This window comes from Streptomyces sp. 796.1 (assembly GCF_047525675.1).
GTDB lineage: Bacteria > Actinomycetota > Actinomycetes > Streptomycetales > Streptomycetaceae > Streptomyces.
On the sequence record NZ_JBLIWA010000033.1, the window covers coordinates 65,931 to 90,882 of the forward strand.

Annotated in this window: 2 protein-coding genes; both read right to left on the reverse strand. The window is 76.5% G+C overall.

Annotation, left to right across the window (positions count from 1 at the left end; all coding sequences use genetic code 11):
* Position 1: 1 nt before the first annotated feature.
* Positions 2-17,821, reverse strand: a complete 17,820-nt coding sequence (locus tag ACMA1D_RS22055) for an amino acid adenylation domain-containing protein (RefSeq protein ID WP_414725741.1) — start codon at positions 17,819-17,821, stop codon at positions 2-4.
* Positions 17,818-24,952, reverse strand: a 7,135-nt coding sequence (locus tag ACMA1D_RS22060) for an amino acid adenylation domain-containing protein (protein WP_414725742.1), incomplete at its 5' end; no start/stop codon positions are given. The genes ACMA1D_RS22060 and ACMA1D_RS22055, both read right to left, overlap by 4 nt.

Below are 24,952 nucleotides of genomic sequence, written 5' to 3' on the forward strand. Positions count from 1 at the left end.
GTCACTGCTCCGCTGTGCCGCCGAGACCGGACAGGGCGCGCAGGGCCGTCGTCCAGGTTTCGGCGAGTTCCCGCACGCTCGACTCGGGGAGCAGCTCGCCCGGCCACACCCATCCGGCCGTCAGCCGTGGGCCGTTCGGGCCGTCGACGGTGGAGGCGGTGATGTCGAGCAGGTAGCCCACCGGCATGTCCAGGTCCCGGCCGCCGCCGAGCACCCCGGCTTCGGGGGCCGGGGACCAGGCCGCCGGATCGGCCGGCTCCCCCGCGGCGCCCCCTGCGGCATCCCCTGGCCCACCGCTGCCGGCGAACCTGCCCAGGTAGTTGAACTGCACCTCGGGGGTGCCGAGCGCGGCGAGTTCGGGCCCGGTCTGCGGGTTGAGGTAGCGCAGCAGGCCGTAGCCGATGCCGTTGTCGGGCACCGCGGCCAGCTCCTCGCCGACCCGGCCGACCACCTCGCGCAGCGGCTTGGCCCCGCCGGCGCCGCCGGCCAGCGCCTCGGCCAGGTCCACGCCCGCGGCGTCGAGCCGTACCGGGTAGACGGAGGTGAACCAGCCGACGGTGCGCGAGAGGTCGGCGCCCGGTACGACCTCCTGCTCACGGCCGTGGCCCTCCATGGCCACCACCGTGCGCCGGCCCGCCGCGTCGCCGCGCCCGGCCCGCCAGTGGGCGATGGCCAGCGAAAGCGCGCCGAGCAGCAGCTCGTTGACGCTGCCGCCGGTGGCGCCGACCGCGTGGGTCAGCAGCGGCCCGGTGTGCTCGGGCGGCAGCTCGACGGTGAGGTGGTTCAGGGTGCGCACGGTGTCCACGGCCGGGTCGAGGCGGCGGGTGGCGAGCTGGGCGGACGCGGCGGTCAGCGTGCGGCGCCAGTGCGCCATCTCGGCCGCCCGCTCGGGGCTGGTGGCAGCCGCCGCCAGCGCACGCGACCAGGTGCGGAAGGAGGTGGGCACCGCCTCCAGCTTCGCCTCGCCGCCGGTGCGCGCCGTCTCCCAGGCGGCGCGCAGGTCCGGGTGGAGCACCCGCCAGGAGACGCCGTCCACCACCAGGTGGTGCAGCAGCATCAGCAGCCGGCCCGGGCGCTGCGGACCCGCGTCGAACCAGACCAGGCGCGCCATCGCACCCGCCTCCGGGTCGAGTTCGCCGACCGTGCCGAGCAGCTTCGCGCCCATCACCTCGGCCAGCGGGCGGCCGGCGGCGACGCCGGTCACGTCGATCCGCTCCAGCAGGTCGGCCGCCCGTACGGTGCCGGGCTCGGGGATGGCGAACTCCCAGCGTTCGGCCGCACCGGTCCCGGTGATCCCACCGGCCGCCCCGGCCGCCCCGGCCTGCGGTTGGAGCCGGTGGCGTACCAGCCGCGCCCGTAGCAGGTGGTGCCGGTCCAGGAGGGCCTGGACGGCCGCGGTCAGCTCGGCGTGGCCGAGGTCGGCGGGCACCGTGAGGACGGTGGACTGGGAGTACTCGCCGATCGGGCCGCCCAACTCGCGCAGCCACTCGATGATCGGGGTGCCGGGAGCTGCGCCCACGCCCGCGGAGTCGGCTTCCGTGGCCCCGCCGGCGGCCCGGTGCAGCGCCGCGGCCAGCGCGGCCGGGGTGCGGAGCAGGAACACCCGGCGCGGGGAGATCCGCCAGCCGTCCGCCCGCAGTCGGCTGACGAGTTGGATGGAGACGATGCTGTCGCCGCCGAGGGCGAAGAAGTCGTCGTCGGCCCCGACGGCGGGCAGTCCGAGCACGGCGGCCATGGCCGCGCACAGGGCCGCTTCCCGCTCGCCCACCGGCTCCCGGCCGCCGACGGCGGCGCCGAAGTCCGGTGCGGGCAGCCGGTCCCGGTCGAGCTTTCCGTGCACCGTCATCGGTACGGCGTCCAGGACCACGAGGGCGGCGGGCACCAGATGGGCCGGCAGCCGTTCGGCCAGGTGCGCCCGTACCCGGCCCACCTCCACGGTCGCGCCGGCCGCCGGCACCACGTAGCCGACCAGGCGGTGCACGCCCGCGTCGGTGCGGGCGACGACCACCGCCTGCGCCACGTCCGGGTGGCCGGCGGCGGCCGTCTCGATCTCCCCGAGTTCGACCCGGAAGCCGCGGATCTTGACCTGGTCGTCGACCCGGCCGAGGAACTCCACCGCACCGTCCGGCGTCCAGCGTGCCAGGTCGCCGGTGCGGTACAGGCGCCCGCCGGTCGTGGAGAACGGGTCGGCGACGAACCGCTGGGCGGTCAGCGCGGGCCGGCCCAGATAGCCGCGGGCGAGGCCGGCGCCGGCGAGGTAGAGCTCGCCGCTGACGCCGGGCGGCACCGGGCGCAGCCCCGCGTCCAGGAGGTAGACCCGGGCGTTGTCCACCGGGTGCCCGATCACCTGCCGGTCGCTGTCCTCGACCCGGGCGAGCAGTGAGTCGACGGTGCACTCGGTGGGCCCGTACAGGTTGACGCTGCGGGTGGCCGGCAGGGCCTTCAGACGGGCCCACTGGGTGTCGGGCACGGCCTCGCCGCCGACCCCGAGCAGCGCCAGCGGGCAGCCGTCGCCGCTGGTCAGCCCGGCCCGCTCCAGTTGGGCCAGGACCGAGGGCGCCAGCTCGATGAAGTCGATCCGGTGGGTGCGCAGGTAGTCGGTCATCGCCTCCGGGTCGCCCTGCAACTCCTCGGACATGACGTGCACCGCGTGCCCGTGGAAGAGCCAGAGTTGCGGCTGCCAGGAGGCGTCGAAGGAGAACGACCAGGCGTGGCCGACGCGCAGCCGCCGGCGCCCGGTGGCGGCGATGGTCGGCTCGTACAGCGCCCTGCGGTGGCTGTGGAAGAGGTTGAGCACGTTGCGGTGCGAGATCAGCACGCCCTTGGGCGCGCCGGTGGAGCCCGAGGTGTAGATGACGTACGCCGGGTGCAGCGGGTGCAGCGGGCGCACCCGGTCGGCGTCGGTGGGCGCGTGGCCGGGGCGGGTCCGCAGCCGTTCCCGCACCTCGGGCGCGTCGATGGCCAGTACGGGGAGGTCGGCCGGCGGCCGTGCGGCGGCGCCCGCGGTGGTGGTCAGCAGCAGTTTGGGGGCGGCGTCGCCCAGCAGGTAGGCGATGCGCTCGGCCGGGTAGTCCGGGTCGATCGGCAGGTACGCGGCGCCCGCCTGGTGCACGGCGAGCAGTGCGACCAGCGGGTCGACGGTGCGCGGCAGCAACAGGGCCACCACGTCCTCGGGGCCGATGCCGCGGTCGATCAGCTCCCAGGCGAGCTGGTGTATCCGGTGGGCGAGTTCGGCGAAGGTGAGGGTGGTCTCGCCGCAGACCACGGCCGTCGCTTCGGGTGCCTCCCGGACCTGTTCGGCGAGCAGGTCGGGCAGCGTCTGGTCGGCGTGCGGGTGGTCGGTGGCGTTCCAGTCGGTGGTGATGCGGGCCCGCTCGGCCGGGTCCAGGACCTCCAGGCGGGAGCAGCGCTCGTCGGGCCGGGCGGCGAGGGTGGCCAGGAGCTGGGTGAGGCGCCGGCCGATGGTGCGGGCCTCGGTGTCGGAGAACAGGTCGGGCCGGTACTCCAGGGTGAGCCTGGCGTTGCCGGGGTCCACGGCCAGGGTGAGCGGGTAGTGCGTGGCGTCCGCGCTGTCGCCGCCGGTGACGGCGAGCGAGCCGGACTCCTCGGCCCGGCGTAGTCCGTCCGCGTCCACCGGATAGCTCTCGAAGACCACCAGCGTGTCGAAGAGTTCACCCGCGCCGACCAGGCGCTGGATGCGGGAGAGGCCGAGGTACTGGTGGGCGGTGAGCGCGGACTGTTCGTCCTGGAGCCTGAGCAGGGCCTCGCGCACGGTGCCGCCGGGCCGCAGGTCGAGCCGGACCGGCAGGGTGTTGATGAACAGGCCGGCCATGGTCTCCACGTCGTCGATCTCCGGGGGCCGCCCGGAGACGGTGGCGCCGAAGACGACGTCGTCGCGGCCGGTGAGGCGGGCGACGAGCAGGCCCCAGGCGAACTGCACCACGGTGTTGAGGGTGACCCCGCTGCCGCGGGCCAGGTCGGTCAGGGCCCGGCTCTGCTCGTCGGTGAGCTGGAGCGGCAGATGGCGGGAGAGACGGGGGCGGCGGGCCGGGTCGGCGGGGGCGAGCAGGGTCGGCTCGCTGACCCCGGCGAGCGCCTGCTGCCAGGCCCGCTCGGCTGCTCCGGCCTCGCGGCCGACCAGCCAGCCGAGGAAGTCCCGGAAGGGGCGGCGGCGGGCCGGCAGCGGGGCGCCGGCGGTGCGGGAGGCGTAGAGCTGGAACAGTTCCTGCACGATCAGCGGCAGCGACCAGCCGTCGAGTACGAGGTGGTGGTTGGTGACGACCAGGACGCTGTGGCCCTCGGTCAGCCGTACCAGCCGCAGCCGCAGCAGCGGTGGGGCGGCCGGGTCGAACCTGCGGGTGCGGTCGGCGCCGGTGACCTCGGCGAGCAGCGCGGCGCGCTCGGCCTCGGGCAGGGCGCTCAGGTCGGTGACGGCGAGGTCGGGTTCGACGGCGTCCAGGACGAGTTGGACCGGGGTTCCGCTGCTGGTGGTGACGAACGCGGTACGCAGGTTGGCGTGCCGCTCCAGCAGGTCGGCGGCTGCCGCGCGCAGCGCCCCGGCGTCGATGGTGCCCGACAGGCGCAGCGCTAGCTGCATGGTGTAGACGTCGATCCCGCTGTCGGTGGTGGCCGCGGCTGCGGCGGTGGGGTTGGTAGCAGGGCCGGTGCGGGGGGCGGTGTCTCCCCGGTCTCCGGCTGGGTCTGCTGAATTGGCCGGCTCGGCTGGATCGGCACGCTCGGTCAGTTCAGTAGGTACGTCGGTGGCGTCATCGTCGCCGTCGTCGGCGGCCATGCCGGCCAGGAAGTACAGCCCTTCCTGGAGCGGTGTCAGCGGCCAGATGTCGGTCAACTCCGGCTGCTGGCGCTCCAGTTCGGCAAGGTCCGCCGCTTCGACGGCGACCAGCGGGAAGTCGGACGGGGTGTGGGCGGGCGGACCCTGGTACGCGGCGAGTGCGGTCAGCGCCGCTACCCACAGGTCGGCGAGTTCGGCGAGTTCGGCCTCGCTGAGGATGCCGGCCGGCGATGACCAGCGGGCGCCGAGCACCGGCCCGGCGGGCCCGTCCACGGTGGAGGCGTTGATCTCCAGCGGGAAGAGGACCGGCGGCCGGTTGTGCTCGGGGCGCGGCGCGGGCAGCGCCTCGGGGGCCGGGCTCCAGGGCACGGCGCCGGCGGGGCCGCCGGACGGGTCGCCGGTGAAGCGGCCGAAGTAGTTGAAGACCACGGGGGGCGTCGGGTCGATCGGGGGCGTCGGGCCCGCCGGGGGCTTCGCATCCGCTGCGGGGGCGGGGCTTGCTGCGGGGCCGGTGGCCGGGGCGGGCGGGCGCCCGAGCTCGCCCACCTCCTCCGGCTCCCCCACACCGGCCGCGCCACTCGCGCCGACTACGCCCCCGGCGCCTTCCGTACGGGCCGTACCGTCCGCAGCCACCAGGCCATGCGCGCCCTCCGCGCCGGCCGCGCCACCAAGCCTGCCCGCGCTCCCAGCGCCATCGGCGCCCTCCGCACTGGCTGCCGCATGGCGCCACAACCCGTACCCGATCCCGTTGTCCGCGGCAGCCCGTAGCTGGTCCTTCATGGCGGCCAGTACGGTGCGGGCGGCGGGGCCGCCGTGCAGGGCGTCGGTGATGTCGGCGCCCGCGGTGTCCAGGACCACGGGGTACCAGGAGGTGAACCAGCCGACCGTGCCGGAGAGTTCGGCCCCCGGCACCACGCCCTCCTCGCGCCCGTGTCCCTCCACGGCGACCACGTCCCGGGCGGCGGGCTCGCCGCGGCGCTCGCGCCAGCGCGCCAGCGCCAGCGTCAGTGCGCCCAGCAGCACGTCGGGCACGGCGCCGTGCACCGTGGCCGGCACGCTGGTCAGCAGCGCCCGGGTGAGTTCGGTCGGCAGCCGGCGTTCGACGTGGTGCAGCGTGTCGGCGGTGTCCACGGCCCGGTCGAGCGGCCTGCGGCCGAGCGCCGGCGGCAGCACCGCCTCGCGGGCCCGCCAGAGCTCTGCCTCGGCGCGGACCGCCGGCCGGCGCGCCGCGTCGGCGAGGCCGAGCGCCCACTGCCGGAAGGAGGTGTCGCCGGTGGCGGTCTCGGGCAACGGCCGGCCGGCCACCAGCGCGGCGTACGCGTCGGCCAGGTCGGGGGTGAGCACCCGCCAGGACACGCCGTCCACCACCAGGTGGTGGGCGACCAGCAGCAGCCGGCCCGGATTGCCCGGCCCGGCGTCGCACCACACGGCGCGCAGCATCGCGCCGGCCTGCGGGTCGAGCGCGGCGACGGCCCGGCCGAGGTGTTCGGCCAGCAGGGCGGGCAGGTCGGCCGGCGCGGTGCCGGCGGCGTCCACCCGGGTGAGCACCTGCGCGCCGCTGACCGTGCCCGGCGGGGGCACCTCAAGGGCCTGGTCGGCTCCGGTGCCGACCAGGCGGGCGCGGAGCATCGGGTGGCGGTCGGTGAGCCAGCCGAGTGCGGCGGCGAGGGTCTCCGCGTCGGCGTCCGGCGGCGCGATCACGGTGGTGAACTGGTGCAGCCCGCCGATGTCGGCGCGCCCCAACGCCCAGCGCATGATCGGGGTGAGTGGCACGAGGCCGGTCGCGGCCACCGCAGGAGGCGCGGGGGCCCGGCCGACTTCGGTGGCCGCGCGGGCCAGGGCGGCGGCGTTCTTGTGCTCGAAGACGTCGCGCGGGGTGATGACCAGGCCGGCCTTGCGGGCCCTGGCGACGAGTTGGATGGAGAGGATGCTGTCGCCGCCGAGCGCGAAGAAGCTGTCGTCCACGCCGACCTCGGGCAGCCGGAGCAGGTCCGCGAAGAGCCCGGCGATGAGCGCTTCGCGGGCGTCGCGCGGCGCGCTGCGGGTGACGGTGGCGGCCAGGTCCGGGGCGGGCAGCGCGCGCCGGTCGAGCTTGCCGCTGGGGCCGAGCGGCAGCGCCGGCAGCGGCACCAGGACGGTGGGCACCATGTGGTCGGGGAGCTGGCGCGCCAGGTGGTCGAGCAACTCCTGTTGCGGGGCTCCCTCGCCGGCGGCGACCACGTAGCCGGCCAGGTAGCGCTGGCCGGCCGCGACGTGCGGGTCCTCGCGCACCAGCACCGCGCAGCCGGCGACGGCGGGGTGCCGGTTGAGGACGGCCTCGATCTCGCCGAGTTCGACGCGCAGCCCGCGCAGCTTGACCTGGCCGTCGGCGCGCCCGACGAACACCAGCGCCCCGTCGGCGCGGCGCCGTACCAGGTCGCCGGTGCGGTAGAGCCGGGTGCCCGGGGGGCCGTACGGGTCGGCGACGAAGCGTTCGGCGGTGAGGGCGGCCCGGTTCAGATAGCCGTGGGCGAGTTGGACGCCGCCGAGGTAGAGCTCGCCGACCACGCCGGGCGGGGTGGGGCGCAGCCAGGCGTCGAGCACCAGGGCGCGGGTGTTCCACACCGGGCGCCCGATGGGTACGGCGGCGCCGTCGGTGGGGCCGGTGGGCCAGGCCGTCACGTCGACGGCCGCTTCGGTGGGCCCGTACAGGTTGTGCAGGCGGGCGCCGGGCAGGGCGCGGCGGGTGGTCTCGGCGACGGCCGCGGGCAGCGCCTCGCCGCTGGCGAACACCAGCCGCAGGGTGTCGGGGGCGGCGCCGGCGTCCGCGAGGTGGGCGGTGAAGGCGGCGAGCATGGCCGGCACGAAGTGCACGACGGTGACCCGGTGGCGGCCGATGGCCGCGGCAACGAGTGCCGGGTCGCGGTGTTCGCCGTCGGGGAGCACCACCAGGGCGGCGCCGGCCAGCAGCGGCAGGAACAGTTCCCACACCGACACGTCGAAGCTGGCGGGCGTCTTGTGCAGCACCCGGTCGGCGGCGCCGATCGCGTACTCCTCGCGCATCCACAGCAGTCGGTTGACGGCCGCCGCGTGGTCGACGACGACGCCCTTGGGGCGGCCCGTCGACCCCGAGGTGTAGATGACGTACGCGGGGTGGGCGCCGGTCAGCCCGGCCGGTGGGGCGGCGACATCGGCGGCGGCCAGCTCGGCCGCGGTCTCCGGCTCGTCCAGCACCAACAGGTTCTGCGTTACGGGGAGTTGGTCGGCATGTGCGGTGTCGGTCAGGGTCAGGCGCGGGGCGCTGTCGGTGAGCATGTGGGCGATGCGGTCGGCCGGGTAGCCGGGGTCCACGGGCACGTAGGCGCCGCCGGCGCGCTGCACCGCGTGCACCGCGACCACCAGGTCGACGGAACGGGGCAGCGCGACGACGACCCGCTCCGCCGGGCCGACGCCGCGCCCGCGCAGGACGCTGGCGAGCCGGCCGACGCGGGCGTCGAACTCGGCGTGGCTGAGGGTTTCGCCGCCCGGACCGCCGTCGATGAGGGCGGGGGCCTGCGGAGTGGCCGCGCAGCCGGCGGCCACCAGCGCCGGCAGGGTCTGCGCCGGCACCTCGCGCACCGGTCCGGTGCCGCTGGCCAGGGCGGCGGCGTGCGCTTCGGCGGTCAGGTGCGGGACGCGGTCGAGCGGGACGTCGGGCGCCGCGGCGAGGTGGTCGACCAGGGCGACGAAGCGGTCGGCGAGCGCGCGGGCGGTGGCCTCGTCGAACAGGGCGCTCTGGAAGTGCAGCAGACCGGCGATGCCCTGCCCGCCGGGCCGCTCGGCCAGCGTGAAGCCGAGGTCGAAGCGGGAGATGCCGGGGTCGGCGCCGAGCGGGGTGACGTCGAGGCCCGGCAGCGTGACCGTCTCGTCCGACAGGTTCTGGAACACCAGCATCACCTGGAACAGCGGGTGCCGGGCGAGCGAACGCTCCGGTGCCAGCAGGTCCACCAGCCGCTCGAAGGGCAGGTCGGCGTGTTCGAAGGCGGCCAGGTCGGTGTCGCGCACCCGGCCGATGAGGGTGCGGAAGGTGGGCCGGCCCGAGGTGTCGGTGCGCAGCACCAGCGTGTTGACGAAGAAGCCCACCAGGTCGTCCAGGGCCGCGTCGCCGCGCCCGGCGACGGGGGTGCCGATGGGGATGTCGGTACCGGCGCCGTGCGCGGTGAGCAGCGCCGCGAGGGCGGCCTGTGCGGCCATGAAGACGCTGGTGCCGGTGTCGGCGGTGAGCGCGCGCAGCGCCCGGTGGGTGGCCGCGGACAGTTCGAAGGTGACGGCCGAGCCGCGGTGGTCGGCCACCGGCGGCCGGGGCCGGTCGTAGGGCAGGGCCAGTTCCTCGGGCGCGCCGGCCAGCGCGGTGCGCCAGTAGCCGGCCTGCCGGGCCAGCAGGCTCTGAGGGTCGCTCTCGGCGCCGAGCACCTCGCGTTGCCAGCGGGCGTAGTCGGCGTACGCGACGGGCAACGGCTGCCAGTTCGGTGCGGTGCCGGCGCGGCGGGCCGCGTACGCGGCGCGCAGGTCGCCGATGAGGGGGCGCATGGACCACTCGTCGCCCGCGATGTGGTGCAGCGTCACCGACAGCACGTGGTCGGCGCCGACGCGCAGCAGCCGGACCCGGAGCGGGATGTCCCGGGTGATGTCGATGGCGGCCGTGGCGTCCGCGCGCAGCGCCGCGTCCAGGTCGGCCTCGGTGACGGGCACCGGGGTGAGGTCGCCGATGGCTGCGGCGCCGGCGGCCACGTCCAGCACGTGCTGGTGGGCGATGCCGTCCGCGGCGGGCGGCCGGGCGGGGTCGGGGCTCGGGTCCGTCGGCCCTGGCGTGGTGGTGGGGGCAGTGGTCGGCGCGGGCGCTGCTCCGGTGGGACCGGCCGGGGGCTGTCCGGCACCGGTCGCGGCCTCGGCACCGGTGCCGGCTCCTGTGCCGTCGGCCCCCGCGCCTGCCGGAGCGGCCAGCTCCGGCTCTGGGAATTCCGCCCCCGCCTCCGGGAAGACGGTGCGCAGCGGTTCGTGGCGGGCGATCAGGTCGGCGAGGGCGGCGCGCAGCGCGGGCGCGTCGAGTTCGCCGGTCAGCCGGAGGGCGAAGTACAGGTTGTAGGTGGCGCTCGGGCCCTCAAGGCGGTGTAGGAACCACAGCCGCTGCTGGGCGAAGGACAGTGGTTCCCGGGCGCTGCGCTTGCCCGCGGTCAGTGGGGCGCGGTGGACGCCGCGCGGCAGCACCACGTCCGCCAGTGCGGCCGGCGTCGGGTGGTCGAAGACGTCCCGGATGGCGACGTCGGTGCCGAGCGTGGCGCGGATGCGGTTGGCGAGCCGCATCGCCAGCAGCGAGTGGCCGCCCAGTGCGAAGAAGTCGTCGTCGGGTCCGGCGTCCGGCTGGTCGAGCAGGTCGGCGAAGAGGCCGACGAGCACGGCCTCGCGCGGGTCGCGGGGCGCCCTGACGGGCTCGCTGACGGCGCGTTCGGGCGCGGGCAGCGCGGCGCGGTCCACCTTCCCGTTGGGCGTCAGCGGCAGCCGCTTAAGCGGCACGGTGAGCGAGGGCAGCAGGTGCGCCGGCAGCTTGCCGGCGAGGAAGTCGGCGAGCCCGTCGGGCGCCCCGGTGACGTAGGCGATCAGCCGCTGGCCGCCGGAGGCGTCCGGGGCGGCCACCACCACCGCGTCCTCGACCCCCGGGTGCTGGCGCAGCACGGCCTCGATCTCGCCGGGCTCCACCCGGTGGCCGCGGATCTTCACCTGGTGGTCGACGCGCCCGGCGATCCGCAGGGTGCCGTCGGCGCGCCGCGCGGCGAGGTCGCCGGTGCGGTAGAGCCGGGCGCCCGCCGGTCCGAACGGGGCGGCCACGAACCGCTCGGCGGTCAGCCCCGGCCGGCCCAGGTAGCCGCGGGCGAGGCCGGCGCCGCCGATGTAGAGCTCGCCGAGCGCGCCGGTCGGCACCTCGCGCAGCCACGGGTCGAGCACGTACAGGTCGGTGTTGCGCAGCGCCCGGCCGACGTGCGGCGCCTGGTCGCCGGTCAGGTCGCCGGCCGTGGACCAGACGGTGGTCTCGGTCGGCCCGTACAGGTTGAGCAGCCGCTCGCCGTGCGCGGCGAGGGTGGCCGCCAGGTCGGGGGCGAGCGGTTCGCCGCCGGAGAGCAGGTGCAGCCCGGCCAGCGCGCCGGGAACCGCTTCGGCCAGGCCCCGCCACAGCGAGGGGGTGGCTTGCAGGTGGGTGGCCCCGGTGCGCCCGGCCAGGCGGGCCAGCAGCCGCGGGTCGGTGACCTCGCTGCGGCCGGCCAGGACGACGGTGCCGCCGGTGCACAGCGGTACGAACAGTTCCAGGGCGGCGATGTCGAAGCCGACGGTGGTGACGGCCAGTAGCCGCTGGCCTGGCCCGGCGTCCAACAGGTCGGCCGCCGCCACCAGCAGGTTGTCCAGACCGCGGTGGGTGACGACGACGCCCTTGGGCCGGCCGGTGGAGCCCGAGGTGTGGATGACGTACGCGGTGCCATCGGGGCGTACCGGCGCCGGCGGGATGGCGGCGGCGTACGGCCGTGTGCCGGCGGCCGGGTCCTGGTCCGGCGGGGCGAGCAGCGGCGAAGCGGCGTCGACCACCAGCAGCGGGCTGGCGTCGGCCAGTAGGTAGGCGATCCGCTCGGCCGGGAAGTCCGGGTCGATCGGCAGATAGCCGGCGCCGGTGCGGGCGACCGCGAGCAGCGTGGCGACCAGGTCGGCCGAGCGGGGCAGCGAGACGGCCACCAACCGCTCGGGCCCTGCGCCGTGCCGGAGCAGCCGGTCGGCGATGAGCCGGGCGCGCCGGTCGAGCTCCCGGTAGCTGAGCTCGGTGTCGTCGACGATCAGCGCCGGGGCGTGCGGGGTGGCAGCGGCCTGCCGGGCGAACCTCTCGGCCAGGCCCAGCGGGGCCTGCGGCTGCCGCGGGCCGTGCAGGGCGGCGGCGTGCTCGGGCCCCGGGCGCACCGCGGTGACCTGGGTGGCCGGGCGGTCGACGAGCCGGGCGAGGACGTCCACGAGTTGGGTGCCGATCTCGCCGGCCCGCTCGCGGGGCAGGAGTTCGGGGCGGTGGTCAATGGCGAGGCCGAGCCGGTCGGTGCCGGGCAGCGCGACGAGCACCAGCGGGTAGTGGGTGGCGTCGTGGCCCTGGGCGCCGGTGACCGCGAGGCCGGCGCTGGCTTCGGTGCGGCGCAGTTCGGCCGAGTCGACCGGGTAGTTCTCGAACAGCAGCAGCGTGTCGAAGAGCGTGCGGTGGCCGCTGGCGCGCTGGAGCTCGGCCAGCGACTCGTACTGGTGGTCCATCATGCGGGTCTGCTGGTCGCGGACCGCGTGCACGACGTCCACCAGGCGCTGGCCCGGGGTGAGCGTCACCCGGGTGGGGAGGGTGTTGATGAACAGGCCGATCATCCGGTCCGCGCCGTCCAGGTCGGCGGGCCGGCCGGAGACGGTGACGCCGAACACCACGTCGGTGCGGCCGGTGAGCCAGCCGAGGAGCACCGCCCAGGCCGCTTGCAGTACGGCGTTGACGGTCAGCCCCTCGGCGCGGGCGAAGGCGGTGATGCGGGCCGCGAGGTCGGTCGGCAGGTCCACCTCCACCCGGCTGGGCACGCTGGCGGGCGCCGCGTCGCCGTCCGGCGCGATGAGGGTGGGCCCGTCGAGGTCGGCGAGGGTGGCGCGCCAGGCTTCGGCGGTGGCGGCCCGGTCCCGGTCGGCGAGCCAGAGCAGGTAGTCGCGGTAGGGGCGGGGGGCCGCTTCGGGCGTGCCGCGGTAGATGCCGAGCAGGTCGCGGATGAGCAGCGGGCCCGACCAGCCGTCCAGCAGCAGGTGGTGCGAGGTCAGGGACACCTGGTGGGTCCGGGGGCCGAGTTGGATGACGGTCAGCCGGATCAGCGGCGGCCGTTCCAGGTCGAACCGGCGGCTGCGCTCCTCCTTCAGCAGCCTGGCGGCCTCCGCGCGCAGGGCGTCGGGGGCGGCTACGCCCGAGGCGGCTCCGGTGTCGGCGGCCGAGGCCCCGTCCCACAGCCGGATGGCACGCCAGGGCATGCGGACCCGCTCCGGGACGACCTGGAGCGGCTCCGCGTCCGGCCGGCCGCGGAAGGCGGCGCGCAGGTTGGGGTGGCGAACCAGCAGTTCATCGGCGGCGGCCCGCAGCCTGGCCTGGTCGAGATCGCCCTCGACCTCCAGGGTGAGCTGGGTGGTGTAGACGTCGGGCCCGGTGCCTTCGGCGTCGTACGAGGCGAGGTCACGCGAAGGGAGGTCCTGCGAAGAGAGCTCGCGCGAGGGGAGGTCGTACGAGGAGAGGAAGAACAGGCCCTCCTGGAGCGGGGAGAGCGGGAGGAGTTCGGTCAGCGGTCCGGCCGCCGCCTCGATGGTCTCGATCTCGCGCTGGTCGACGGTGACCAGCGGGAAGTCGCCGGGGCTGTGGCCGCCGGCGCCGGGGCGGGTGCCGGCTTCGGCGAGCGCGTCGATGGCGGCGCGCCAGCAACGGGCCAGCTCCCGCACCTCGGGCTCGGACAGCAGCCGGGCCGGGAAGGTGAAGGCGGCGGTCAGCCGTGGTCCGTGTGGCCCGTCCACGGTGGAGGCGTTGAGCTGGAGGGTGTGCGAGGCGGGCAGCCGGTCGTCCGCGCCGCCGCCGAGCGAGCCGGTGAGCGCGGCGGGCGCCCAGTCCCGGCCGGCCGCCTCGCCGCCGGCGCCGAACCGGCCGAGGTAGTTGTAGCCGATGGTGGCGGTGGGCAGCGCGGCGAGGTGCCCGTCCGGGTCAGGCCGGAGGTGGCGCAGCAGGCCGTGGCCGATGCCGCTGTCCGGGGCGGCGCGCAGTTGTTCCTTGATCCGCTTGAGGGCGGCGGCCGGGTGGTCGGCGGCGGCCGGATCGAGCCCGGCCAGGTCCAGACGTACCGGGTGGACGCTGGTGAACCAGCCGACGGTACGGGAGAGTTCGGCGCCCGGCACGGCCTCTTCGACCCGGCCGTGGCCCTCGATGTCGACCAGCACCGGGCGGGACCGGCCGCGCCAGGCGGCCAGCGCCAGCGCGAGAGCGGTCAGCAGCAACGCGTCAGGACCGGTGTGGAAGGCGTCCGCGACCTCGGTCAGCAGCGGGCCGGTGGTGGCCTGCGGGACCTCGACGGTGACGGTGCGCAGCGTGCCCAGGGTGTCCTGGGCGGGGTCGAGCGGCAGCGGGCTCGGCCGGAGCGGGTCGCCGTCCGCCAGGGCGCGCCAGTGGTCGAGTTCGGCGGTGCGGCGCGCGGAGTTCGCCACGTCGGCCAGGCCGAGCGCCCAGGCCCGCAGCGGGGTGCCGACCGGCGGCAGAGCGGCGGTGCGGCCGTGGCTCGCGGCCTCGAACGCGGCGGCCAGGTCTTCGGTCAGTACGCGCCAGGAGACGCCGTCGACGACGGCGTGGTGGATGAGGACGGCCAGCAGGCCGGGCCGGTGCGCGCCGGCGTCCAGCCACACCAGGCGGAGCATGGCGCCGGCGAACGGGTCGAGCCCGGCTGCGGCCTGAGCCGCGTGGCGGCGCAGCGTCGCGGCGAGCGCGTCATCGGCGACGCCTGTGGCGTCCACCCGGGTCAGCAGCCCGTCCGGCGCGACGCTGCCCGGGGCGGGGATCTCCAGGCTGGTGCGGGTGAGGGTGGCGCGCAGCGCGTCGTGGTGGTCGATGACCTGGCCGAGCCCGGCGACGAGGTGTTCGCGCCGGGTGCCGGCGGGGGTGCGCAGCACGGTCGACTGGTGGTAGTCGGCGATCGGGCCGCCGCGCTCCACCAGCCAGCGCAGGATCGGGGTGAGCGGGGCGCTGCCGGTGGCGGGCACGGCGCTCGGTGCGGGCTCGGCCGGCCGTTGCTCGACGGCGGCGAGCGCGGCCACGGTGCGGCGCTCGAAGACGTCGCGGGGGCGCAGCCGCAGGCCCTGCCGGCTGGCGGCGCCGACGAGTTGGATGGAGGAGATGCTGTCGCCGCCGAGGGCGAAGAAGCTGTCGTGCACGCCGACCTCGGGCAGCCCGAGCACATCGGCGAAGAGCGCGGCGATGAGGCGTTCGCGCTCGGTGCGCGGGGCGGTGCCCTCGCTGGTGCGGGTGGTGTCCGGGGCCGGCAGCGCCGCCCGGTCGATCTTGTTGGCTCGGGTGACGGGCAGCGTGTCCAGGGCGACGAAGGCCGCGGGCACCATGTGTTCGGGCAGTGTGTCGGCCAGCCAGTCGGCCAGTTCGTCGGCGGTGGCGGTGGCGCCTTCGGCGTGCACGACGTAGGCCACCAGGCGCTGCGGGCCGCCCGCGTCGGCGCGGGCGACGACCACGGCGCGGGCGACGGCCGGGTGGTCGGTGAGCAGCGCTTCGATCTCGGCGGGTTCGACGCGGAAGCCGCGGATCTTGATCTGGTGGTCGGTGCGCCCGGCGTACTCCAACTCCCCCGCCGCGTTCCAGCGGGCCAGGTCGCCGGTGCGGTACATGCGGGCGCCGGCCGGTCCGAACGGGCAGCCGACGAAGCGTTCGGCGGTGGTGCCGGGCCGGCCCACGTAACCGCGGGCCAGGCCGGCGCCGGCGATGTAGAGCTCGCCGAGCACGCCGGGCGCCACCGGGCGCAGCGCCGCGTCCAGGACGTAGGCGCGCTTGTTGACGTCCGGCGGGCCGATGGGGATCGGGCCGCCGTCCCAGGAGGCGGGTACGAGCCAGGTGGCGGAGTTGACCACGGCTTCGGTGGGCCCGTAGGCGTTGAAGAGCCGGTGCCTGCGGGCCCAGGTGCGGACCACTTCGGCGGGCAGCGCCTCGGTGCCGACGATCAGCGTCATCTCCGGCGGTAGCTGCGCGTCGGTGGGCAGCGAGGCGACCACGGTGGGCGGAATGACGGCGAGCGTGATCCCGGCTTCCCCGAGGAAGTCGGCGAGCGGCGCGCCGGCCCGCTGTTCCTCGGGCACCACGACCAGGGTGGCACCGGCGAAGAGGGAGTTGGCCAGCTCGCAGAAGGTGACGTCGAAGCTGGGCGAGGCGAACTGGGTGACCCGGTCGCCGGGGCCGGTCGCGAAGCAGTCGTGGGCCCAGGCGATGAGGTCGACCAGCGGCCGGTGCTCGACCAGGACGCCCTTGGGGGTGCCGGTGGAGCCCGAGGTGTAGATGACGTACGCGGCGTGCTCCAGGCGCAGCGGTGCCAGCCGGTCGGCGTCGGTTGGGTCGTGGGCCGGGCCGTCCTGCGGGAGTTCGGCGATGCGGGCGGTGGGGGTGCCCAGGTCCCAGGGGTCGGTGGGCGCGCCGGGGGCGGCGAGGATCAGGTGCGGCCCGGCGTCGCGGACCAGGGCCCGCAGCCGGTCGGCCGGGTAGTCGGGGTTGAGTGGCAGGAAGACGCCGCCCGCCTTGCCGATGGCCAGTTGCGCCACGTAGACGTCGGCGCCGCGCGGCAGGGCCACGCCCACCGGCCGCTCCGGGCCGACACCGAGCCGGATGAGCTGGTGGGCCAGCCGGTTGGCGCGCTCGTTGAGTTCGGCGTAGGTCAGCTCGGTGGCGCCGGCCACGACGGCGGGCCGCTGCGGCACCCGGTGGGCCCAGTGCTGGAAGAGCTCGGGCAGTGTGCGGGGCTCGACCTGGACGTGGTGGCCGTTCCAACCGGTGGTGACCTGTTCCCGGTCGGCGGGGGCGAGCAGGTCGAGCCCGGCGAGCCGGCGTTCGGGGTCAGCGGTGAAGGCGGCGACGGCCCGGTGCAGCCGGTCGGCGACCGCGCGTACCCGGTCGGCGGTGAGGACGTCGGTGCGGTGGCGCAGGGTCAGGCCGAGACCGCCGTCCGCGGTGGGCGCGGCGACCAGGGTGAGCGGGTAGTGGGTGGCGTCGGCGCCGGTGATGGCGCGCACCCGCAGGTCGCCGAAGACGGTGTCGGCGCCGGTCTGGCCGGCGTCGGCCGAGCCGTCGCCCGGGGTGTCCACGAGGTAGTTCTCGAAGACCGCGAGGGTGTCGAAGAGCGGGCCGAGCCCGGCGATGCGCTGGATGTCGCCGAGGCCGGTGTGGTGGTGGGCGAGCAGTGCGGCCTGTTCGGCCTGCACCCGGGTCAGCAGGGCGGCCAGCGTCTCCTCGTACCGCAGCCGGATGCGGACCGGGACGGTGTTGATGAACAGGCCGACCATGGACTCCACGCCCGCCAGTTCGGCGGGGCGGCCGGAGACGGTGGAGCCGAAGACCACGTCGCGCCGGCCGGTGAGGTCGGCGAGCACCAGCGCCCACAGGGTCTGCACCACGGTGGGCACGGTGGTCTCCAGGCGGCGCGCGGTGTCGGTGAGCGCGGCCGACAGCGCCGGGTCCAGGTCGACGGCGACGGAACCCGGCACTGCCGGGGGCGCGTCGGCCGCGCCGGGGGCGATGAGCGTGGGCCCGTCGAGCCCGGCCAGGTGGGTGCGCCAGGCGTCCTCGTCGGCCGCGGTGTCGCGGGCCGCGGCCCAGGCCAGGTAGTCGCGGTAGGGGCGGACGGGCGGCAGCCCCGACGGGTCGCCGGCGGCGGCGTAGAGCGCGAAGAGCTCCTGGATCACCTTCGCCGTCGACCAGCCGTCGAGCAGCAGGTGGTGGTGGGTGAGCAGCAGGTGGTGCCGGTGCGGGCCGAGGCGGATGGCGGTGAACCGGATGAGCGGTGGGCTGGCCAGGTCGAACCTGGCCAGCCGGTCGGCCCGGGCGAGCTCCGCGAGCCGGCGGCGCTGGGCTTCGCCGATGGGGGGTGCTGCGTCCGTTGGAGCTGCCGTGTCCGCTGGAGCCGCCAGGTCGGCCGGCTCGACCGGCCCTGCCAGCCCCGACAGGTCGTGCTCCTGCCAGCCCACCTCGACCCGGGCCGGGATCAGCGTGACGGGCTCGCCGTTCTTGCGCTGCCGGAAGGCCGCCTTGAGGTTGGGGTGCCGCTCCAACAGGGCGCCTGCGGCGGCGCGCAGCCGGTCGGCGTCGAGCTCGCCTTCCAGGTCGAAGCCGAGCTGGACGGTGTAGACGTCCAGCGCACTCTCGTCGTACGACGAGAGGAAGAACAGGCCCTTTTGCAGGGGGGACAGCGGCAAGATGTCCTGAAGTCCCGAACGCGCCCCGCTCACAGATTCCTCCACTCGTCTTCGAACTCATCGATCTCGTCCTGGCTCAGGGTCAAGAGCCCCAGGTCGGACGGGGTGTGTCCGGCGGCGGTACCGCCCCGTGCGCTGTCCAGCAGCGTCTTGAGGGCGGCTCGCCACCGGTGGTCGAGCTCCGCGACCTGCGCCGCGTCGAGCAGCAGGCCCGCGTGGTGCCAGGTCACCGAGAGCTCGGTGCCCGTGGGGCGGCGCAGTGCGGTCACGGTCAGGTCGAGCGCGGTGTCCACGCCGATGTCCGCCTCCGCGCGCCACAGGTCCTTCGATTCGGCGGCCGGAGTCCACGGCGGTACGTGGTCCCCTCCGGGGCCGCCGCCCGGGCTGGCTCCTCCGGGAGCGCCGGGCGGCGCGCCCGGGGCGGGCCGGGCCCGGTCGGAGCCGCCTTGGGTGGGTCCGGTCGGGGTCGGTGTGACGTGCACGGCACCCGTCTGGGTGGGTGCGACGTCCGCAGGCCCCGCCCGGGTGGGTTCCGCCGGCTGGTCGACGTCGAACCTGCCCAGGTAGTTGAAGCTGATCTGGGGGCGCGGCCCCGTGGCCAGTTCGGCCCCCGACTGCGGGTCCAGGTAGCGCAGTTGACCGAAGCCCAGGCCGTCGGACGGCACCGCGCGCAGTTGTTCCTTGACGTGCTTGAGCAGCCGCCCGCCCGCCGCCGGGTCCTCGTGGGCGGCCCGGGCGGCGTCGCCGTCGCCGGTCAGCCGTACCGGGTACAGGCTGGTGAACCAGCCCACGGCCCGCGCCGGCTCCCGGCCGCCCGGCAGCAGGGCGGCACTGCGACCGTGCCCCTCCATCAGGACCAGGACCGATTCCCGGCCGGGGCGCCAACTGCGGACCGCCATGGCCAGCGCGGTCAGCAGCACCTCCTGCTCGCCGCAGTGGAAGGCGGCCGGCACCTCGCTCAGCAGCGGCTCGACGAGTTCGGCCGGCACGGTGGTGGCCAGTCGCCGTACGGTCTCCGGCCGGTCGCGCGCCGGATCGAGTGCGCGTCCCCCGATCGGCGGGTCCGGCTGCGCCAACACCTCGCGCCAGTAAGGGAGTTCGGCGCGCCGCTCGGTGGCCTTGGCGGTCAGGGCACGGGCCCAGGTGCGGAAGGAGACCTCCACCGGAGGCAGTTCGACGGCCCGCCCCGGGTCGTCCGCGCTCCCCTGCCACGCCTGGACCAGGTCGGGCAGCAGCACCCGCCAGGAGACGGCGTCCACCACCAGGTGGTGGGCGAGCAGCAGCAGCCGGCCGGGGGCGGCGGGTCCGCGGTCGAACCAGACGGCCCGGAACACCTCGCCCCGGGCGGGATCGAGGGACTCGGTGGCTTCGCGGGACGCGCTGCGCACGGCGGCGCGCAGGGCCTGCGGATCGTCGGCCGGTACGGGCACCCGGCGCAGCACCCGGGCGGCGTCCACCGCGCCGGGCGGGGCCACCTCAAGGGCCCATGGCTCCCCTGCGGGCGCCTGCGGATCGGATGACGGGTCAGACGGCGGGCCGGCCTGCGGGGCGCCCGGCGGGTCCGCGTCCGCCGTGCCCTGCGCGGTGACGAGGCTGGCTCGCAACATGCCGTGGTGGTCGAGCACGGTGCGCAGCGCGCCGAGCAGCCGCTCGGGGCCGGCCGCGGCCGGGACGGTGACCAGCAGCGACTGGCTGTAGGTGCGCAGGTCGCCGCCGCGCTCGCGCAGGGCGTGCATGACCGGGGTGAGCGGCACGGTGCCGGTGCCGGCGTCGTGTTCGGCCGCCGCGTCCCGCGGCGCCGGCGTGGCGACCAGCGCGAGGGCGGCGACCGTGCGGTGCTCGAAGACCTGGCGCGGGGTGATCACCCAACCGGCCCTGCGGGCGGCGCTGACGAGTTGGATGGAGGTGATGCTGTCGCCGCCGAGCGCGAAGAAGCTCTCGTGCGCGCCGACCTCCGGGAGCCGCAGCAGGGCGCCGATCTGCTCGGCGATGACGCGCTCGGCCGGGCTGCGCGGGGCGGTCCGCTCAGCGCCGGGCGTGGCCCGCTGGGGTGCCGGCAGTGCGCGGCGGTCCAGCTTGCCGCTGCTGGTCAGCGGGAGGGCGGGGAGCACCACCAGATCGGCCGGGACCAACGCGGCGGGCAGCCGGGCGGCGGCGTGCCGCAGCACGGCACCGGTGTCGAGCGCGTCGGCGGCGGTGCCGGGCCGCGGAGTGAGGTAGCCGACCAGTCGGGCGGCGCCCGGGGTGTCCTCGCGGACCAGCACCGCGGCGTCCGCGACGTCGGCGTGGGCCAGCAGCGCGGCCCGTACCTCGGCCGGTTCGATCCGTACGCCGCGCAGTTTGACCTGGTCGTCGGCGCGGCCGGCGAACTCCAGCTCGCCCGCGCTGCTCCAGCGGGCCAGGTCGCCGGTGCGGTAGAGCCGGCCACCGGGCGGCCCGAAGGGGTCGGCGACGAACCGTTCGGCGGTACGCGCCGGGTCGCCGAGGTAGCCGCGGGCGAGTTGGGCGCCGGCCAGGTACAGCTCCCCCACCACGCCGGGCGGCATCGGGGCGAGCCTGGCGTCCAGCACGTACGCGCGGGTGTTGTCGCCTGGCGTGCCGAGCGGCACGGTGCCCGGGTGGCCGGGGGCGGCGGGGCGCGCGGTGACGTCCACGGCCGCCTCGGTGGGGCCGTACTGGTTGACGAGCTGTGCCCGCCGGCCCTGGTACCAGGCGTCGACCAGTTGGCCCGGCAGCGCCTCGCCGCCGCTGAACACCCAGCGCAGCCCGTCCAGCGGCGTCGCCTGCGGCTCGGCCACGAACAGGGCGAGCATGGAGGGCACGAAGTGCACGGCGGTGATCTGCTGGTCGCGGATCACCTCGGCCAGGTAGGCCGGGTCGCGGTGGCCGTCCGGGCGGGCCACGACCAGGGCGGCGCCGCCGAGCAGCGGCCCGTACTGCTCCCACACCGCCACGTCGAAGCCGGGCGCCGCCTTGTGCAGCATCCGGTCGCCGGGGCCGAGCGGGTAGCGCCGCTGGTTCCACACGAGCCGGTTGACCAGCGCCCGGTGCGGTACGGCGACGGCCTTGGGCCGGCCGGTCGAGCCCGAGGTGTGCAGCACGTAGGCGGTGTGCAGCGGGTGTGGCGGGCGGGTCGCGGCCGGTGGGGTCGGCGGGTGCGCGGCCACCTCGGCGAGCAGCGCCGGGTCGTCGATCCGTACGGCGGTGACGCCCTCGGGGACGGCCCCGGCCAGGGCGGCGGCGGTGGCCGTGTCGGTGAGGACGAGGGCAGGGGCGGTCTCGGTGAGCAGCGCGGTCAGTCGCTCGGCCGGGTGCGCGGGGTCCAGCGGGAGGTAGCCGGCGCCGGCGTGTTGGACGGCGTGTGCGGCGACCACCGAGTCCGTCGAGCGCGGCAGCAGCACCGCCACGAGCCGGTCGGGGGCGGCCCCCCGGTCGGCCAGGGCACGGGCGAGCCTGGCGGCCCGCTCGTACAGCTCGCGGTGGGTGAGGGTGGCGCCGGCTGCGATGACGGCGGGCGCGTCGGGCGTCCGGGCCGCCTGCTCGGCCAGCGCCTGCGGCACGGTGGCCGGTGCCACGTTCGCCGCGGTGTCGTTCCACGCCACCAGCACCCGGTGCCGTTCGGCTGCGGTGAGCAGGTCGATCGCGGTGACCGGCTGTTCGGGCCGGTCGGCGAAGGCGGCCAGCACCCGGGTGAAGGCGGCGGCCACGCGGTGCACGGTCGGCGCGTCGAACAGGTCGGTGCGGTAGGTGATGCCACCGGTCAACTCGCCGTCCGTACCTGGGTGTTGGACCAGGGTGAAGGTGAGGTCGAACTTGGCGGTCCGGGTGTGCACGGCCACCGGCTCGCTGTCCAGCTCGCCCAGCCGCGGTCCCGCCGGGGTGCGGGTCTGGTGGTTGAGCATCACCTGGAAGAGCGGGTGCCGGGCCAGCGAGCGCTCGGCGCCGAGCTCGTCCACCAGCCGCTCGAAGGGGACCTGCGCATGGTCGAACGCGGCCAGGTCGGTCGCCTTGACCCGCTCCACCAGCTCGATCGCGCTCGGGTCGCCGGACACGTCGGTGCGCAGCACCAGCGTGTTGACGAAGAAGCCGACCAGGTCGTGCAGGGCGTGGTCGTCACGGCCGGCGATGAGCGTGCCGATGGGCAGGTCGCTGCCGGCGCCCAGCCGCTCTAGGAGTGCGGCGAGCGCGGCGTGCGCCACCATGAACGGCGTGGCGCCGGTGCGGCGGGCCAGCGCGGCCAGGCCGCGCCGTACCGCGGACGGCACGGTGAACTCCACGACCTCGCCGTCGTATCCGGCCGATGCGCCGCGCGGCCGGTCCAGCGGCAGCGCGAGTTCGGCCGGGGCGCCGGCGAGGCGCTCCCGCCAGTAGGCGATCTGCTGGCTGGTGCCGCTGGTGGGGGCCTCGTCGGTGCCGAGCACCCGTCGCTGCCACAGCGCGTAGTCGGCGTACTGCACCGGCAGCGGTGCCCACTGCGGGGCGCGTCCTGCGGCCCGGGCCGCATAGGCGGTGACGAGGTCGCCGAGCAGCGGTCGCACCGACCACTCGTCGCCCGCGATGTGGTGCAGGACCAGCAACAACACGTCGCCCGGCGCCGGCCGCCCGGGCCGCGGCGCGGCGGCAGCGGCGTCCCCGCCGGCGGCAGCACGGGCCGGTGTGCCCTCCGCGTGGCGCAGCACGGTGGCGCGCAGCGGCAACTCCCGGGTGAGGTCGAAGGGGCGTACGGCCGCGGCGTGCAGCGCGGTGGCCAGCGGGTCGACGACATCGGCGGGCGGGGTCGGGGCGGAGTCGGCGCCCGGGACCGTGCGGGCGACCGGGGCCGTGCCGGCCACCGGGGCCGCACCGGCGTCCAGCGCCACGGTCGCGGTCGCTGCACCTGCCCCGGCCCGGGTCGCCGGGCCGGTCCCCGTCGTCGCACCGGTCCCCGGCTCGGTCGCCGGCTGGCCGGCACCGGTGGCGTCCGGCGCTGGTAGATCGATCAGTTCGACGTCGACCCGGGCCTGCTCGGCGGGTACGACGTGCTGCCGCGGCAGGCCGTCGGTGTCGGGGAAGACGGTGCGCAGCGCCTCGTGCCGCACCGCCACGTCGTGCAGGGCGGCCCGGACGGCGGCCACGTCGATGCGGCCGGTGAGCCGCAGCGCGATGGGCACGTTGTACGCGGGCGTGTCGGCGTCGAGCCGGTCGAGGAACCACAGTCGGCGCTGGGCCGGGGAGAGCGGCAACTCGGCCGGGCGCTCGCCCGCCACCAGGGGCACGGCGCGCTCGCCCGCGGGCCGCAGCAGGGCGGCGGTGGCGGCCGGGGTGCGGGCGGTGAACAGGTCGCGCACCGCGAGCGAGACGTTCAGCGCCGCCCGTACCGTCCCCACCAGCCGCATCGCCGTAAGCGAGTGCCCACCGGCGGCGAAGAAGTCCTGGTCGGGGCCGATCGACGGCACGCCGAGCGCCTCGGCGAAGAGCCGGCACAGCAACTCCTCGCGCTGCCCGAGCGGGGCACCACCGGAGTCGGCCGCCACCCGCGGGGCGGGCAGTGCGGCCCGGTCCAACTTGCCGTTGGCGGTCAACGGAAGCCGCTCCAGCAGCACCACGGCGGCGGGCACCAGGTACTCCGGCAGGCGCTGCGCGAGCCGGTCGCGCAGCGTACGGGCGAGGGCGGCATGTTGCTCGGCCCGCCAGGGCCCGGCCTCCGCCGAGGCCGCCGGCACCGCGTACGCCACCAGCGCGGGGCCGCCGGGCCCGTCCGTGCGGACGACTACCGCGGCGTGCGCCACCTCGGGCAGGGCGCGGAGTGCGGCTTCCGGTTCGCCGGGCTCGATCCGGTAGCCGCGCAGTTTGACCTGGTCATCCGCGCGGCCGACGAAGTCGAGCCGGCCGTCGGGGCGGACCCGCACCACGTCACCGGTGCGGTACATCCGCGCACCGGGCGGGCCCGCCGGGTCGGCGACGAACCGCTCCGCGGTCAGGCCGGGTTGCCCGGCGTAGCCGCGGGCGAGGCCGGCGCCGGCGAGGTAGAGCTCGCCCGGCACTCCGTCGGGCACCGGGCGCAGCGCACCGTCCAGGACGCTGGCGACCATCCCGTCCAGCGGGGTGCCGATCGGCAGCGGGGCGTGGTCGCCGCCGACCGGGGCGGTCGGGGTGGCGGGAGCGGCCGGGGTGGCGGAGGCGTTCGGGGTGGCGGAGGCTTCGGACCCGGCCGCGGCCTCGCCGGGCGGCTGCGCCCCCGCCGGTGCGGGCGCGTCGGCCGTCGCCTCGCCCGCCGTGGCGAATGTGGTGGTCTCCGTCGGCCCGTACCCGTTGACGACGCGGATACCGGGCACGGCCGCGCGCACGGCCTCGACCGCGGCGGGTGACACCACGTCCCCGCCCGTCCAGACCTCGCGCACGCTGCGGAAGGCGTCCGGCGCCTCGTGGGCCAGCAGCGCGAACAGACCGGCCGTCAGCCACAGCGCGGTGGCGCCGCTGGCGGGCAGCAGGGCCCGCCAGTCGGCCGGGCTGGGGTCGCCGTCCGGCGCCACCACCACCTCGCCGCCGCGCAACAGCGGCACCCACATCTCGTAGCTGGACGCGTCGAAGGAGTGCGGTGAGTGCAGCAGTACGGCGCGGTGCGCCGGGCCGTCCCAGCGCACGTCGGCGGCCAGCGCCAGCACGGCCGCCTGCTCCACCGCGACGCCCTTGGGCCGGCCGGTGGAGCCCGAGGTGTACATCACGTACGCCAGGTGGTCGGGGCGCACCGGGGTGGGCGGGGCGAGGTCGGCGACGGTGCCGGTTTCGGTTTCGGTTTCGGGGACAGTGGTGGGCGGCGTCGTTGCCCGCGGTGGTACGAGGGGCAGCGCGTCGGCGAGGCCGGCCGCTGCCGCGTCATCGGCGTCGGCGACCAGGGCGACGGCACCGGCCGCGGCGAGCACCTCCCGGCAGCGGTCGGCGGGCCAGCGCGGGTGCAGCGGCAGATAGCCGGCGCCGCTCCAGGCCACCGCGAGCAGGCTGGTCACCAGCGCGGGCGAACGCGGCAGCAACACGCCGACCACGGCCTCCGGGCCGGCTCCGGCGGCGCGCAGCCGCGCGGCGTGTTCGGCCGCGCGGGCGGCGAGTTCGGCGTAGTCGAGCCGGCCGCTGCCGTCCGCCCAGCGCACGGCGGTGGCCCCGGGCGAGGCGGCGGCCCGGGCGGCG